At 42.7% G+C, this 15,762-nt stretch carries 17 protein-coding genes; 8 read left to right on the forward strand and 9 right to left on the reverse strand.

Going from position 1 to position 15,762, the window contains the following annotated elements:
- Positions 1 to 36 precede the first annotated feature (36 nt).
- The 3 genes from MOX91_RS08590 to MOX91_RS08600 all read right to left on the reverse strand — a co-directional run bounded on the left by MOX91_RS08590 (position 37) and on the right by MOX91_RS08600 (position 3,212).
- Positions 37 to 492, reverse strand: a complete 456-nt coding sequence (locus tag MOX91_RS08590; protein ID WP_370397669.1) for a hypothetical protein — start codon at positions 490 to 492, stop codon at positions 37 to 39.
- A 3-nt stretch (positions 493 to 495) separates the two neighbouring features.
- A complete protein-coding gene (locus MOX91_RS08595; protein WP_370397670.1) occupies positions 496 to 2,232 on the reverse strand; it encodes an ABC transporter ATP-binding protein in 1,737 nt (578 codons plus the stop codon).
- A 68-nt stretch (positions 2,233 to 2,300) separates the two neighbouring features.
- The gene (locus MOX91_RS08600) at positions 2,301 to 3,212 is read right to left on the reverse strand and encodes an alpha/beta hydrolase (RefSeq protein WP_370397671.1); all 912 of its coding nucleotides are present in this window, start codon (positions 3,210 to 3,212) and stop codon (positions 2,301 to 2,303) included.
- Positions 3,213 to 3,322: 110 nt separating this feature from the next.
- Between MOX91_RS08600 and MOX91_RS08605 the strand changes: the two genes are divergently transcribed.
- From MOX91_RS08605 to MOX91_RS08630, 6 genes are all read left to right on the forward strand, one after another.
- A complete protein-coding gene (locus MOX91_RS08605) occupies positions 3,323 to 3,952 on the forward strand; it encodes a LysE family translocator (RefSeq protein ID WP_370397672.1) in 630 nt (209 codons plus the stop codon).
- Positions 3,953 to 3,986: 34 nt separating this feature from the next.
- A complete protein-coding gene (locus tag MOX91_RS08610; RefSeq protein WP_370397673.1) occupies positions 3,987 to 6,710 on the forward strand; it encodes a DUF5703 domain-containing protein in 2,724 nt (907 codons plus the stop codon).
- 139 nt (positions 6,711 to 6,849) lie between these two features.
- Positions 6,850 to 7,191 carry a DUF4190 domain-containing protein gene (locus MOX91_RS08615; protein WP_370397674.1) on the forward strand — a complete coding sequence of 114 codons (342 nt, stop codon included), beginning with the start codon at positions 6,850 to 6,852 and terminating at the stop codon, positions 7,189 to 7,191.
- Between the two features lie 125 nt (positions 7,192 to 7,316).
- The gene (locus MOX91_RS08620) at positions 7,317 to 7,610 is read left to right on the forward strand and encodes a TM2 domain-containing protein (RefSeq protein WP_370397675.1); all 294 of its coding nucleotides are present in this window, start codon (positions 7,317 to 7,319) and stop codon (positions 7,608 to 7,610) included.
- Positions 7,611 to 7,620: 10 nt separating this feature from the next.
- Positions 7,621 to 7,950, forward strand: a complete 330-nt coding sequence (locus MOX91_RS08625; RefSeq protein ID WP_370397676.1) for a CD225/dispanin family protein — start codon at positions 7,621 to 7,623, stop codon at positions 7,948 to 7,950.
- Between the two features lie 8 nt (positions 7,951 to 7,958).
- Positions 7,959 to 8,330, forward strand: a complete 372-nt coding sequence (locus MOX91_RS08630) for a DUF2752 domain-containing protein (RefSeq protein WP_370397677.1) — start codon at positions 7,959 to 7,961, stop codon at positions 8,328 to 8,330.
- A gap of 90 nt (positions 8,331 to 8,420) precedes the next feature.
- Here the strand turns inward: MOX91_RS08630 and MOX91_RS08635 are convergent, their stop codons facing one another.
- From MOX91_RS08635 to MOX91_RS08655, 5 genes are read right to left on the reverse strand one after another with little or no spacing between them, the layout of a single operon-like run.
- Positions 8,421 to 8,813: a PaaI family thioesterase gene (locus MOX91_RS08635; RefSeq protein ID WP_370397678.1), complete on the reverse strand. Its 393-nt coding sequence runs from the start codon at positions 8,811 to 8,813 to the stop codon at positions 8,421 to 8,423.
- A 3-nt stretch (positions 8,814 to 8,816) separates the two neighbouring features.
- Entirely contained in the window at positions 8,817 to 9,197 is a 381-nt protein-coding gene (locus MOX91_RS08640) for an ACT domain-containing protein (RefSeq protein ID WP_370397679.1), read from the reverse strand.
- Between the two features lie 2 nt (positions 9,198 to 9,199).
- A complete protein-coding gene (locus tag MOX91_RS08645; protein WP_370397680.1) occupies positions 9,200 to 10,540 on the reverse strand; it encodes a phenylacetate--CoA ligase family protein in 1,341 nt (446 codons plus the stop codon).
- A 5-nt stretch (positions 10,541 to 10,545) separates the two neighbouring features.
- Positions 10,546 to 11,025: a 2-oxoacid:acceptor oxidoreductase family protein gene (locus MOX91_RS08650; RefSeq protein ID WP_370397681.1), complete on the reverse strand. Its 480-nt coding sequence runs from the start codon at positions 11,023 to 11,025 to the stop codon at positions 10,546 to 10,548.
- Positions 11,025 to 12,611 carry a thiamine pyrophosphate-dependent enzyme gene (locus tag MOX91_RS08655; RefSeq protein WP_370397682.1) on the reverse strand — a complete coding sequence of 529 codons (1,587 nt, stop codon included), beginning with the start codon at positions 12,609 to 12,611 and terminating at the stop codon, positions 11,025 to 11,027. The genes MOX91_RS08650 and MOX91_RS08655 overlap by 1 nt, the downstream gene beginning before the upstream one ends.
- A gap of 89 nt (positions 12,612 to 12,700) precedes the next feature.
- On the opposite strand from MOX91_RS08655, the gene MOX91_RS08660 reads away from it, so the two are divergent.
- On the forward strand, positions 12,701 to 12,853 hold the full coding sequence (locus MOX91_RS08660; RefSeq protein ID WP_370397683.1) for a hypothetical protein: 153 nt from the start codon (positions 12,701 to 12,703) through the stop codon (positions 12,851 to 12,853).
- Positions 12,854 to 13,088: 235 nt separating this feature from the next.
- Complete coding sequence (locus MOX91_RS08665; protein WP_370397684.1) at positions 13,089 to 13,964, forward strand: hypothetical protein; 876 nt, start codon at positions 13,089 to 13,091, stop codon at positions 13,962 to 13,964.
- 338 nt (positions 13,965 to 14,302) lie between these two features.
- On the opposite strand, the gene MOX91_RS08670 is transcribed toward MOX91_RS08665, so the two are convergent.
- Positions 14,303 to 15,403, reverse strand: a complete 1,101-nt coding sequence (locus MOX91_RS08670) for a PEP-CTERM sorting domain-containing protein (RefSeq protein ID WP_370397685.1) — start codon at positions 15,401 to 15,403, stop codon at positions 14,303 to 14,305.
- Positions 15,404 to 15,762 lie beyond the last annotated feature (359 nt).

Raw genomic sequence — 15,762 nt, forward strand, 5'->3', positions numbered from 1 at the left:
TTTCTATGGGCAAAAAAATTAACCAAAATTTTATCGTTATCGCAAAAAACGCGGCTTTTTGAGAGACTTACCCCCGAACAGGCGGATTTTCGGCATAAACGCGCAAATCAGCCCGCATGCCAAAATGCCGAAAGGCACGTAAAAATTAACGACAACCCAAACCGCCCATAAGCCGATGTGGCGTAAACGCTTCATTTCCCCGATAAAAAGAATATAAACTGCGGGCGCAACCATTACCGAAAAGATAAGCTTTCTGGAAGTAAATCCAAACGAAAACAACCCGTAAAAATAGCATATCACCCTGTAAAGCCCCGATCCCAAAACAAAAAGATAAAAAGACGGCAGCAAATGCCCGCTCCAAAATTCCTCTCTTGAAATTTCTCCGCGCGGAGAAAACGCCTCGCGCCCTCCGCCAAAAATGCCGAAAGTCAAAATGCAAAAAAGCCTTGCAAAGCTTCCCTTAATTAAAGATTGGGCGTTAAATTTTGCCATTGTTTAACTCACGACGGAAGACTGGCGTTCGTAAAGGCTCTTGTAGTGCGCGCAACGGGACATCAGCTCGGAATGCGAGCCAAAGTCGATAATTTCGCCGTCCTTGAAAACTATGATTTTCTGCACGTTTTTTATCGTGCTGAAACGGTGGGCAATGATGAACATCGTCCTGCTTTTCATGAGCGAATCTATCGCCTGCTGGATAAAGGCTTCGCTGTTGACGTCAAGGGCGGAAGTGGCTTCGTCCAAAACGATTATCGGGGGATTTTTAAGGAAGACCCTTGCGATTGCAATGCGCTGTTTTTGCCCGCCCGAAAGCCTGTCGCCGCGCTCCCCGACAACGGTGTCGTAGCCGTTTTCAAGCTCTCTTATGAAGTCGTCGGCATAGGCGGCTTTTGCGGCGGCGTAAACTTCCTCCCGTGTCGCACCGTCTTTTGCCGCTAAAATATTGTTAAAAACCGTGTCGTTGAACAATACGGGATACTGCGGAACGCTCCCCAAATTCGCCATGTAATCCAAATTCGAAATGTCGCGCAAATCCACTCCGTCAAGCATGATTTTCCCGCTTGATGGGTCGTAAAGGCGCATTGCAAGCTTTGCGAAAGTGCTTTTGCCCGCACCGCTTTCGCCGACAAGGGCGCAACTCGTTCCTGCGGGAATGTCTATTGAAACGTTTTTTAACACCGTTTTGTCCTTATAGGCAAAAGCCACGTCTTCAAATGTTATGCGCCCCTTGGCTTCGCCTATTTTTACGGGATTTTCGGGTTCGGGAACTTCGCTTTTATAGTCCAAAATCTCGCAAATGCGCTCGATTAGCGGCATGGTCTTTATAAAGTCGTTTGTCATTTTTATGACGCGCTTTATGGGGTCAACAATCAAATAGAGCGCAACGCCGATTGCAGTAAATGTAGGCAAATCAATGTGCGAGCAATAAGAGTAAACGAAAGTCGCCGCAATCAAAAGCGCGGCAAATACTTCCATTATGGGCTGCTGCATGAGGTCGTATTTTTCGACTTTCAAAAAGAATTTTTTATAGGTGTTGTTCTGGTCGCCAAACTTCTCAATTTGCTTGTCCTGCAAAGAAAACACCCTGACTTCGTGAACCGCATCCAAATTCTCGTTAACATGCTGGGTCATTTCTGAAAGCGAAACCTGCGCCTTGCCCGCATACCGCTTCAAATTTTTGCGAATAATTTGCATCGGCAAAATGAAAACGGGAACGGACATAAGTACTACAATCAATACGAGAGCTTCCCCGCTTTTGACGCACTGGTAAACAAGATACACTATCGCGCCGATTGCCTGCATCGGTTGGCGGAAAATTTCGGAAGCAAAACCGAGAAGGCGCGTCTGCACCATATTGGAGTCGTTCGTAAGCCTCGTCAAAAGGTCGCCCGTCGTGAACTTGTCGAAAAACGCAATCGGGTAAGTTTGCATTTTGGAAAACAAATCGAGTTTAAGCCTGCGCAAGACTTCCAAAGAGCAATAGACCATCAAATATCCGCTCGCATACCCTGAAATTGCGCGCATCGCAAAAATCAGAGGAAGCGCGGCGGCGACTCCCGCAACATACCAAATCCCATACTCGCCCTGTTTTTCAAAGACGCCCTGCAAAACGTATTTGAAGACCGCAGGCATAAGCCCGCTGCTCGCGCCGAAAACCGAACCGCACACTACCGCGACAATAAGCGGAAACAAAGAGGGCTTTATGTAAACGTAAAATCGGAGCAGTTTTTTCATCAAAATTTCTTTTTTCTGTTTATAAAAATGAATTTAAAACAGAAATTGCCCGAAAATACAAAACAATTTTACTTTTGAGGAGCGTCTTCAAGATTTACAAGCTTGCGCGAAGCGAGCCAGTTAAGCAAAAGTTCGTCCCAAGTGCGCATGGGCAAATGTTGTCTATCGCGCATTCCGTAGCCGTGCCCGCCCTCTTCGTAAAAGTGAGCCTCCACCTTCACCCCCGCCTTTTTCAGCGCCAGAAAATACGTAAGCCCGTCTTTCAAGTGCCCGTCGTCCATTGTTTGTGCGATGAAGCATGGCGGCGTTGTCTCCGCACTCACAGGGACATCTGGCTGCAAAACAAGCTCGTCATTGCCCGTGTAGGCGGGATATATCAAAATAAGGAAGTCGGGCTTTGAGGAAAACTTGTCGATAAAATCCTTATGAGGATAAATTTCGTCTTTGAAGTTTGAAGACGTGCGGCAAGTCAAATGCCCTCCCGCGCTAAACCCCGCCATTCCCAAGCGAGTCGGGTCGATGTTAAGCGACTTTGCGTGCGCCCTTACAAATCTTAACGCCCTCTGCGCGTCCTGATACGCTCCCTCGCGGTTTTGCGGAACGCGGTATTTCAAGACAAACGCACTCATTCCATATTTAACCAAAAGCTTGGCAAGCGCAGTGCCTTCCTTGCCGTAAGCCAAACCGCCGTACGCGCCCCCCGGCGCGATAACAACCGCGGGCGTCGGGGTTTTAGATTCCGCCTTAAAGAAGCGGATATCCGGAATTGAAACATTGGTAATGCTCAAATCGTCTTTTTTGTCGTCGCCCCAAATTTTAATTGGAGCTTTCGCGCCGACACCCGGCATATCCCTGCCCTGCCAAAGTTTGAAAACCTTTGAGCCGTCTTTCAAAATTTCGCCTTTAAGCTTGTTTTCAGCCGCAAACAAGCAAAATATAGTTCCCATTAAAAAGGCAAAAAATGCAATGTATTTTTTCATATTCGAGTTTTTTTTAATCAATACGAGAATTGCGCATATTTAAAAATTATGCAAAGATTTTTTGAAAGAGTCTTGAAATTATGCGGCATTGCAAAAAAAATACTTTTCCCATGAATTTATACATAAGCTTTTTTGCGGCAAGCCTCGCGCTTGCGATAATGCCCGGACCCGATAATTTGTTCGTGCTTGCCGAAAGCCTCGCAAAAGGCGCAAAACGAGGAATTTTGATAACCGTCGGGCTATGCCTTGGCATTTGCATGCACACCGCGCTATGCGCAACGGGAATTTCGCTTGTCATATCGCAAACACCCTCGCTTTATGTGTGCCTGCAATTTTTGGGCGCGTGCTATCTGGCAATCCTCGCCTTCGAAGCATCAAGGGAAACGCCGAAAGCCGCCGAAGTCAAAACAGACACAAAAAGCGAAAATATGCTCAAAACGCTTCTGAGGGGATTTTTGATGAATGCCTTAAATCCGAAAGTCGCCCTGTTTTTCCTCGCCCTTATGCCGCAATTCATAAGAGAGGGAGATATTTCAATTCCAGTGCAGTTCGTCATTTTGGGCGGAATATTCATGCTTTCGGTGCTGGTCGTTTTTAATGCAATATCTCTACTTGCCTCAAAGTTCGCAAATCTAATAAAAAGCTTTAAATTTTTGCTCATAATGAAATGGGTTCGCGTGATACTTTTCTCGTCAATTTCATTCGCGATGCTTGTGGAGTCTGTTAAAATAATTTCTTGATTTACACAAAAATTTAATGCTCTTTTTCATTTTTATGGGAACATTTGGAAAAATTATCAAACTATCGACATTATTTTTGTTTTCCGCAACCTGTGCATTCGCATCGGCGGAATCAGACGAAGTTTTTTCCCGTCTTGAAAGGCAAAACATAACATGGACTCAGGCGGGAAAAACTTCCGCCGACTCGATGCCTGCCGGAAATGGAGATATAGGTTTAAACGCATGGGCGACGGAAAAAGGAGAAGTTTACTTTTACATTTCCAAAACCGACTCTTGGAGCGAAGACTTAAAAGGCTCAAATGGGCTTTTGAAAATCGCGAAAGTGAAAATCACGCTTAATCCCGAATTAAAGGGCAAGGCGCAGTTTTCGCAAACCCTGAGGCTGAAAGAGGGAGAAATCATCATAAAATACGCCTCGGGCAGAGAAAGCCGCATATTCAGAATTTACGCCGACGCAAACAATCCGCAAATCGTGGTTGACATATCTTCCGACAGGGCGGCGGCGGCAAAAGTCGAGCTTGAAAATCTGCGCCCCAACGCGCAGGGCATAATTTCTGCCGACAATGCCATGGAAGTTTCGGAAGACAAAATCGCCCTCTGCCACTTCAACAAAATCCCCCAAAACGAGCATTTGCATAACCTCGCATTCGGCGCGGTTGCAGGCGGAGAAAATTTCAAGGCAGAAAGCCAAAATGTTTTGGTTTCAAAGAAACCGTCAAAAAACCAAAGCTTCACAATCTCGGTTTTGTCGGGAAAATTTGAAAATCCGCAAGCGTGGCACGACGAAGCCTTAAAACTTTCGCAAAAGCTGTCCGCAATAAAATCGGACAAGAGAATCGCAAAACACCGCGAATGGTGGAGCAACTTCTGGCTACGCAGCTACATATTTGCAGAAGGAGACCGGCAAGCAGAAAACATCACAAAAGGCTACACCCTGCAACGATACAAAACCGCCTGCGCGGGAAGAGGAAAAGCTCCCATAAAATTCAACGGTTCAATTTTCACGACCGACCGCGAAAACTACCGCGACAAGCCAAGAGACGCCGACTACCGCACTTGGGGCGGGCAGTACTGGTTTCAAAACACCCGCCCAATGTACTGGGCGCGGCTCATGGCAGGAGATTTCGACATGATGAAGCCGCTCTTTGAAATGTACTTCAACCAGCTTCCACTAAATGAAAAGCTTACAAAAGAATTTTACGGGCACGGCGGCGCATACTTTGCCGAAACCGCGCCATGCTACGGTGGGTTCGACAGAGTCGCCGCAACCGATAGCCCCGAACACTGGACGGCCCACTACTATCTGCCAATCATAGAGCTTTCAATGATGGCTTTCGACTATTACGAATATACCCAAGACGAAGATTTTGCGAAGGAAAGAATTGTGCCGATGCTCGCCAAGGGCGTGCAATTCTATTTGGAACACTTCCCGCGGGACAAAGACGGCAAGATTTTCATGTCGCCATGCAATTCGCTCGAACAATATTGGAAAGTCCAAAATCCGCTTCCTGACATCGTAGGTCTTGGCGTTGTTTTAAAAAGGGCACTTGCGTTAAGCCCGAAAATCCTGCCGTCAAATGAACGCAAACTTTTTGAAAATACGCTAAAAATTCTTCCCCCGATTCCAACCGCAATCAGAAACGGCAAAAAAGTCCTGCTTCCCTATTCGGGAGAACAGACTGCCAAGCCGCGTAACATGGAAAATCCTGAACTTTACTCGATTTATCCGTTCCGTCTTTACGGATTGGGCAAGCCAAACTACGAGCTTGCGCTCTATTCGTTCAAATGGCGAAAATTCAAGCACGCGGGATGCTGGTTCCAAGACGGCGTGCAAGCCGCAATGCTTGGTCTTGCGGAAGACGCAAAATTCTACGCAGATTTCTGCTTCAACCCGAACGCAAAAGAGCCCGACCTGAAATTCTACGCATTCTGGCGCAACGCAAACGACTACTCTCCCGACGAAGACAACGGCGGAAACGGAGAGCATATATTGCAAAGAATGATTATGTACCCCGAAGGCAAAAGGCTAATGCTTGCCCCTGCAATTCCTGAAAACTGGAGCGGCATTTTCAAGCTCGCCGCTCCCTATAAAACAACGGTGTCTGGCTCTTTCAAAAACGGAAAAATAACGCAGGTTAAAACTTTTCCAGAAAAGCGAAAAGCCGACATCATCGACGCCATAAAAATAAAGTCGGAACTTAAAAAGAGCGCGCCAATCGCAAAAAATCTGACGGACGCAAAGTTTGAAGCAATAAAAAGCGAAAGCCAAAAAGCTCTCTCAAGAACGATTAAGGCAGGCGCAAACGAATTCGCCCTCGACAGCGAAATACGCCAATCTGAAATCGGGGCTTTCGACCAAAATCCCGCCACAAAGCATATGAACGCAGGGCAGGACAAGGACGGCTTTAACCCCAAAGGCGTGAATACGGGCATTATCGCAAGATTTGCATCGCCTGAAAGAATAAACGCAATACGCTTTATCACAGCCGAAGACCGCCCCGAAAGAGACCCGATGAAAATCACTGTTGAAGCGTCAAATTCCCCGCATTCGGAAGAGGCGGGATTTAAGAGCTGGGCGCTCCTTTACGAAGGCGAAAGCGGCGTTTTAGAAGACGCCCCGCGAAACTCCGAAGGCTTGGCGGCGACATTTAAAAATTCAAAACCGTACAAATACTACCGAATATTGATAACACAAGTAAAAAGCGGTTCCGCAGACGGAGTGCAATATGCGGAAATGATTTTGGGCGAAACCAAATAGCCCAAAAAAATTATATTTTTTTATCATATGTGGGAGATAAAAATTTTCCATGCGAATAAATTAAAACAGAATATTTTTCTAAAACGTTTTAGGGGATTCATACATCACCAAAAATAACAGCATCAATAAAAGGAATTATATGTATTGCACAAAATGCGGGACAGAGTTGCCCAATGATAGTAAAGTTTGTTTTCGTTGCGGAACACAACTTTCCCAGGAAATAGATATAGAAGATTCAAGCGGTACTCATCTTTTGATACCGATAAACACATCAATTTATTGCATTATTGCAGGCTATTTGGGATTATTTTCCGTTCTGCTTATTTTTGCCCCGCTTGCTATTTTGTTTGGAATTTTGGGTATAAGGGATGCAAAAAAGAAAAAAATACACGGAACAGGAAGAGCCTATTTTGCTTTAATTATGGGCGTTACTTTTACAATTATTTTTCTGACACTCATCATTTCAGGAATATTTTCATAAATAAAAAATCAAGTTAATACCGATTCGAGCCCGATTATTTTTTGTTTATGAAAAATAATTTGAAAATTTTTATTCAATAGTTTTTTTTAATTGTAATACAAGCCTTATTATATAATCTAAAAATTATGTATTGTAAAAATTGCGGAGCACAAATTCTTGAAGATGCTGATGTATGTGTTAATTGCGGAAAATTAGTAAAGCAAACAAACTTGTGCGAAAATTCAAATAAAGAAACAAATTATATTCTGTTTGCCATTCTATTTGGATGCTTTGGAGTGCATAATTTTTATATTGGTAAAACAAAAAGAGCCACAATTCAGCTTTTGTTGACATTGTGTTCTTGTTTTATTTTGTCCATACCTGTTTCCATTTGGGCAATGGTAGAAGCATTTAACTACGAAGAAGAAATTAATAAATAAAAGGATAAAAATGTATTGCAAATACTGCGGAACGGAACTACCAGAAAATGCCGACGTATGTGTAAAGTGCGGCAAACTGGTTTCAAAAGTATCAAAAGAAAAGATTAATAACAATTTGGTTTTAGCCATAATTACAACTATTTGTTGTTGCCTGCCATTTGGCATTGCTGCAATAGTCTACTCTTCAAAAGTAAACACTTTTCTTGCATGCGGAAATATTGAAGCCGCAAAAGAGGCAGCCAATACATCAAAGAAATGGTCACTTTGGGGAATTGGTCTCGGAATTATTTTTACTTTCTTTTACATACTTCTTGGTGCTTTGGCGGACGCCGCAAAGTAGAGGAATAAATGCAAAGTTTTAAATGGAGAATAGGGATTCTTGTTTTAGGAATCTTGTGGTGTATTGCCGTTTATTTTGGGAATCCTAACAATCCCAATTCCCTATTGCCCGCCTGCCCCACTTATAAATTCTTGGGAATTTACTGTGCAGGATGCGGTTCTACAAGGGCATTATACGCCCTGCTCCATTTGGATTTTGCAATGGCTATCAGACAAAATGTATTTTTTGTATGTCTAATTCCATTTATTGTGATGGGTATATTTTACCCTAAAACCACATCAGTAAAATACGTTCCGCTAACAATATTGATTGCAATGATTGTATATATTATTCTTCGGAATATGGATTATTTTTATTTCTTAGCCCCAATAAAGTCTTAATGACAAGCGCGTAACAATATCACTCAATTTATAAACGATAATAAAGAAGAAGATATTTAAGAAGAAAATCAACGTTTCTCTACTCTTTTTTTACCTGCTTTTCAAAACAGGTTTATAAATTGCGCGGCTATGGAATATGCAAAACAAGGTTTTTCTGTCCGCGTCAAAAACTTTTGTCTCGTAATAGCCGCTCTTGTTTGTGCCGGCAAGCATATTGCAAACTGCAACCAGTTTGGTATGCGGCGGAACGGGATTTACATATTCTATCGCACCGCTTGAACTTATGGCAACCCTTTCGTCCGTATTCGCGGCAAGTGCCAGTGCGTAGTCGCTCATAGTAAACAAAAAGCCCCCGTGGGCAATATCGACTCCGTTTAAGAAATCGTCTTTAACAAAAGCTTCAACTTCTGCAAAATCCTTGCGTTGGACAAGGGTTTTAAAGCGCAGAGTTTTTGCGAACCTGTCGTTTTCCGTGCTCGGCATAGCTTAGTCCAAAATTTTTTCTGCGGCGTCTATGTCTTTAAATGACATAAGCATCAGCGGTTTTTGCGACAAAGGCTTTGTCATGGCATACATATATTCCAAATTTACTCCTGCATCCTTCGTCTTTTTCAAAAGTTCGTAAAGTGCTCCGGGCTTGTCGCCCACTTCAACTGCAAGAACATCGACAAGCTTGCATGAAAAGCCCCCGTCCTGCAAAACCTTGCAAGCGTCTTTGGGCTTATCGACAATCATTCGCACAATGCCGTAGTCTCCGCTTTCCAAAATGGTTATGGTATTGATATTTACGGAAGCGTCCGCAAGCAGTTTTGTCATGCTTTCAAGCCTGCCCAAAGAGTTGGACAGAAAAACCGATAATTGCGTCATTCTCATTTTGAATCCTTTGGTCTGTTGTCGTAAACTCTCTTGATTTTACCCTCGGAGCGCGGAATTGAATTGGGTTCGACTATCGCAACTTCCACGCGGATATTTATTATATTCATTATGGAGGCTTGAATTTTTTTGCGGATTGCCTCTATTTGCGCGATACTGTCGCCATAGAATTTGTCTTGAATTTCAACTTCCACGGTCAATGACTCCATATCGTTTTTCATTTCCCTTATTATTCGGAAATTAGGAGTTGCCTCTTCCACCCTTCCGATGCCGATTTCAATTTGCGACGGGAACACGTTTACGCCCCTTATTATGAGCATGTCGTCGCTTCTTTTTGAAATGCGGGCTATGCGCCTGATGGTTCTGCCGCAGGAGCATGGCTCGGCGATGATTGAAGTTATGTCGTGCGTGCGGTAGCGCAAAACGGGCATTGCCCTTTTCGTGAGAGTTGAAAGCACCAATTCTCCCTCTTCTCCGTCGGGCATCACTTCCCCCGTTTCGGGATCGACGATTTCGGGATAAAAATTATCTTCCAAAATATGTATGCCGCCGCCCGCTTCGCATTCTCCGCCGACCCCCGGACCGACTATTTCGGAAAGTCCGTAAATATCGCAAAACTTCACGTTTGTATTTTCGGCAATGAAAGCCCTCATGCTGTCAGACGAAGGCTCCCCGCCGAAGACTCCTATGCGCAAAGGAAGTTTTTTGAAGTCAATTCCGCGCTTTTTACCTTCTTCCACAAGATGCATGAAATAGCTCGGTGTTGACGCAAAAACAGTCGTTCCCAAATCTTTCATTAGCATTAGTTGGCGTTCGGTGTTGCCGCCGGAAGCGGGAATGACCGTACACCCCAGAGCCTGCGAACCCGAATGCAGACCCATGCCGCCTGTAAACAAGCCGTAGCCGTAGCAATTCTGCACGATGTCGGAACTCGTGACCCCGTACATTTTTAAGCACCTGATTATTGAAGAATCCCAAACGCGCAAATCTTCGTCGGTATAAGCCACGACAATAGGCTTGCCCGTCGTGCCGCTCGATGCGTGCAGACGGACGATTTCCTTTTTCTCGACAGCAAAAAGCCCGTCGGGATAAGTGTCGCGCAAGTCCGTTTTCTGCATAAAAGGCAGTTTTGAGATGTCGTCTATTGAATTTATATCGGAGGGCTTTACGCCTTTTTCGTCCATTCTCGCCCTGTAAAGAGGCACTTTCGCATAAGAAAGCGCAACAATCTCTTTTAAACGCTGGGTTTGCAACGCGCGCATTTTGTCGCGCGGCAGAAAATCAAGCGCGGAAAAAGGATGAAATTGACCGTGAATATCGTTCCAAATCTGTTTCATGGCTATTATGAATTTCTGCCAAGCTTAAAAGCGGCTTCGTTTGACTTGGCAAGTTTTGGCGGAAAGAATTTTGCAATTACTTCAAGCCAGCGTTCTTCGGGAATATCCAAATACTTGCTGAAAACGCCCAAAAGGGCAATGTTTAACGCTTTTGCGGTCGGGAGTTTTTCCAAATCAATGTTTTTTGGAGAAATCAAAACGCCGCCTTCTCTCAGCGTGTCCGCAAACACGTCAGACCATTCAGGCTCGAGAGAAATCAAAAAATCAGTTTCTTTTTCGGGAATGATGGGGCTTATGACTTCTTTGCCGAAACGCACATCGCTTGAAACCGACCCGCCGCGCTGAGCCATTCCATGGACTTCCGCCTTTTTGACATCGCAACCTTCCTCGAAGAGAAGTTCGCCCAAGATCAGAGCCGCCTTCAAAACGCCCATTCCGCCAAGCCCCGCAACTTTCACATTGGTAACTTTTTCAGAAACATTCATTACTTCGCCTTTCTTTTGATTTCCGCGGCGGCAGCCAAAATGCAGGGCTGGCGCAAAATAATTACCGCAATTTCCGAACCTTGGAGCTTCTTCTCTAAATGTTCTTTATATTCGGACTGCTGCCTTACTGGATTAAATATTTCAACACTCTTTACGCCCATTGCCCTTGCGGTGTCCTCAATGGAAATCTTGGTGGTTTCGGAACGGTCGAGCCTCCTGCCTGTTGCGGGATTTTCCTGATGCCCCGTCATTGCAGTTGTGGAATTATCGACAATTATTATGACGTGCCCCGTTGGCGGAGGATTGTACAACGCCTGCGCCAAGCCCGTCAAGCCGCTGTGCATAAAAGTGCTGTCGCCTATGACGCTCACGACTTTGCGCGCCTTTTCTTCGGGCAGGACTTTCCGCATTCCAACACCCATGCCGATTGACGCGCCCATGCAAATTTGCATATCCATTCCGCTTAGCGGCTTCATCGCGGCAAGAGTGTAGCAGCCGATGTCCCCCGCCACAATCAAGCCAAGCTCAACGAGCGGCTGGAAGGAAAATATGTGTGGGCAGCCCTTGCAAAGAGCGGGCGGCTTTGCCTTGCGCACGGGCATTTCAAAAGATGTGTCTCCCGCAATCTGGGCTCTTACCCTGTCAACATTCAATTCGCCGAAACGCCAAACTTCGTCGCGCTCTTCAACGCGCGCGCCGTTTGCCCGCAAAATTTCAGACATGTAAGGGTCGCCCTCTTCCACGACAATGCACCTCTTGAATTTCTTTGAAAATTCAACCAGCTTTTCAATGGGAAGCGGAGACATTCCCACTTTGAAAATCGAAGCGTTCGGAGCCGCCTCCCTTGCGTACTGATAGGCTACGCCGCTTGCAATTATGCCAAGTTCATCGCCCTTAATTTCAATTTTGTTCGGTCCGAATTCGGAATTCCAAGCCTGCAGGTCTTTCAGTTTTTTGCGCAAAACCCTGTGCGAAGGCCTTGCATGCGCGGGAACCATGACATGATGGGGAATGTCCTTTTTAAAGTCCGCGGCAGGCAGAGGCTTTATTCTGTCCTCAAACTCCACAACAGAAGTCGTGTGCGCAACCCTTGTCGTTGTGCGGATTATCACTATGGTGTTGAATTTCCTCGAAATTTCAAACGCAAGAGCCGTAAAGTCGTAAGCTTCCTGCGCTGATGAAGGCTCCAAAACAGGCAAACCGCCGCATCGCGCAATCGAGCGCGTATCCTGCTCATTCTGGCTCGACGCCATTCCGGGGTCGTCAGCCACAACCACAACCATTCCGCCTTGTATGCCGCTGTAAGCCGCAGTAAAAAACAAATCCTGCGCAACATTGAAGCCGACATGCTTCATGGTGACAAGAGAATTGCTTTCGGCAAAAGCAACTCCCAAAGCAACCTCCGCCGCAACTTTTTCATTCGGAGCCCACTCGGCATTTCCGCCAAGCTCCGAAAAATTCTCCAAAATTTCAGTTGAGGGAGTTCCGGGATACCCGACCCCAAGCGCAACTCCGCTATGCAGGGCAGACAGAGCTATTGCCTCGTTGCCACTTAGCATCTTACGTTTAACATCTTTATTTTGCATAAAGAGAAGCTAAAATATCGTAAAAAATAATTCAACCCCAAAAAGATAAAAAACAAACCCACCATTGCTTTCAAAACCGTAAGAAGTTTATGAAATTCAGCAAATACCCCGTGATTATAAACGCAAACAGTAAATATCCGACAAACATGCAAAGCAACTTTGCCGAAAAAACTTTTCTTAACATTATCATTTCGGGGAGGGAAATCGCAACAATGCTTAGAGCAATACCAAACACTGAATAATCCCTTTGAGTAAAAAATCAATTTCCAAAACACATTTGAATATAAATGTTTTTTATCCATTCTTGATTTTTTATAAATTTTCCATTAAATGAAGGATTTATAAAATGTCTCATTAAATAGAAAAATTTGAATTACAGCATCAAGTACAAGTAAAAATCAAACAAAGAAAATTTCATGTTCCAATAAAAATTCACGGTTGGTTAAAATTTTGTTTGTTATCTTTATTGGGTCAGTAATGAACGTATTAAACTATGCTTTAACTTATGATCCTAAATATTATGGAGGTTATAAATTTGTAGTAGCAATAGAGATATTTATGCTATCTACCCTTTTTATTATAGGTAATTATGCAATATACGCGTTTATAAAGATGAAATCTAACGCAGTATTTTACGCAAAGCTATATTTTATTTTAACACTTCTCATAAATATCCTTTCTTCTATAGGAACTGAAAAAGAACTGATTGGATTTTCCATATTCAATATAATTCCTCCACTAATTTGGTTTTTCTACCTTACATTCTCCACACAAGTAAAAGACAGATTTCCAAAAGAAGTGCGCAAGCTTTCCAAGAAAGATTATACCATATTGGCTTTTTTTATTATTACCGCGATAACGTTATTCTGCGCAGGTGTAAATGAATTTAATACAAGAACAAATCAATTGATAAAAGAAACAGATCTATCAGAAAATGAACGTAGCGATGGTCGAGTTATATTTAAAATACCAACAGGTTTTATAAGCGAGAAACACATCATCAATAACTTTACAATCTTTTCTCTGAAATCTGAAAATAACGACACCATAATATTAACAAGCAATTTATATGCAAATACTTCGCAAGAAAACTTCAATGAATCGTGGAAAAACTCTCAAATTGCTGAATTATCTAAATACGAATTAAAACAAATAAAGGATGAAACAATCAAAATAAACGAGAATCTTTGTATTCTTCGAATAAGTCGTTACCAATCTCCCACTCCCCTCATATGGCAATTTGCCTTAATTTTCCACAAATTAACAAACAAGTTTTGCATGGTTTCCTATTACACAGTTAAAGACGACGAAAACGAATTTGAAAACTTTTTAAAATCAATTCGCTTTGAATAAACGTAATTTGAATATTTTGCATTTTCTTCTTGATTTTCCGAATAATTTTCTGATTGTGATAGTTTAAAGGCGTAAGTTCGGTTTCATAGCGCTCCCTATTGGCGGGAGACGTATCTTGGAGGAACTTGCGCCCCTTTTGTTTATCTCAATAAATATATCTGCCTTTTTTCGCCCAGTCGATTATCCGTCCGAAACACTATTTTGGATGCGCCGTGAAAAAAATCGGTAATATTTTATTATTGAAAACCCAAGAATTTGCCTGCAATCAAGATTTGCACATATTAAGAAAAACAAAAAAGGCTTCCCGATAGGAAGCCCTTAAAGTTTATTTATATAAATTACTTGCGCCTTCTATAAGCTACGAAAAGCAATGCTGATACGCCAAAAATCGCGGCATATGTCGAAGGCTCTGGAATGCCACTAACAGAAACAGTCAATTTGCCTTCGTCATATAAAAACTCTACCATACTTTCTTCAATACCTGTTATTGAATAACGTCCCTCTAAAAGTAAATCGTCAATAGAGTTATCGTATTGCGAAGATGAAATCAAAATCCATTCCCCATTCTTTTCAAGATTAGAAAAATCCAATGTCAAAAAACCATTAAAAGCACTCAATTTACCAGAAATATCGATTGTTGAAAAACCATCGGCATCTGCAACAAAGGTAATACCTGGCATAAGAGTTGTCCACGATTCTGAAACGTATCTATCGTAACTCCAATTATGTGTTTCAAAATTTCCACTTATTTTTATAGAGTTACCACTACCGATAATTTCTAAGGCAGAAGACCACGCCATCTTCAAAGTTTCAAATTCAACATTTGCAGAATTTTGAAATTTAAAAGAAATATTAGTATCTAAATGAAGAGTACCTTGAGAAGTAATTTTACCACCATTTATATTGGCAAAACTCTTTGCCCCAGCATTTTCGTATTTTGTATTTGAACCAAGATTTACAACCCCACCTTTATTTACAACTAAAAAAGCAGTGTCTTCAACATGATTTTGCTTTCCAGCAATACCTGTGCCATTCATATTCAGAACACCACCATTTTCAACAGTAACCATTGAATTTTCCCATGCACAAATACCCATTGAATTACCCTTTTGGGTAACGTTCAAAACGGTATTTTCGCCCGAAATATTAAGGTGGGAGTAATTCCCCAAAACGATATACGAAACAGTATTTTCCTTCCCATTATCAAGAGTAACAACAGCTCCTGCCGACGAAGCATTATTAATATTAAAAGATGCTTCAAGTTTCAATAAATCAGAAGCATTAATTATGTTTGACTTGTTATCAGTTTCAGAAAATTGCAAATCTTCAAAATTAACATCTGAAGAATATGTCGAGCCAAATTGAGCTTGATTTGTATTATAACCCAAAGCAGACGATACAAATAAAGCAAAAAAAGATAATATTGTTATTTTTTTCATATATAACCTCTCTAAATTTATATTAAAAAAAATTATCTATACAAAAAAAAGAAACATCAAGACATTTTATACTTGACAGTAAACTGAACAAAAAACCGCATAAACAAAGGAAAAAAAAGATAATCCTAAATATAAATTTTATGTTTTTAGAAAATTTTTTTTAGAAATTTCCAATCTCCCTTAACGCCCTCTTTCTCGCCGCGCCCCCTTATATTGCCAAGCGGGGGGGTATAAAACAAGAGAGCCCTGAGCTTCTTTCGAAACTCAGGGCTCATAATTGCACTCCCTCGCTTGGTTTTGCTTTGCAAAATCCGCGCTGTTGTCGCCCTACGGGAAAATTACTTCGTAATTTTTGCTAC

This window comes from Intestinicryptomonas porci, assembly GCF_033971905.1.
Taxonomy (GTDB): Bacteria; Verrucomicrobiota; Verrucomicrobiia; order Opitutales; family Intestinicryptomonadaceae; genus Intestinicryptomonas; species Intestinicryptomonas porci.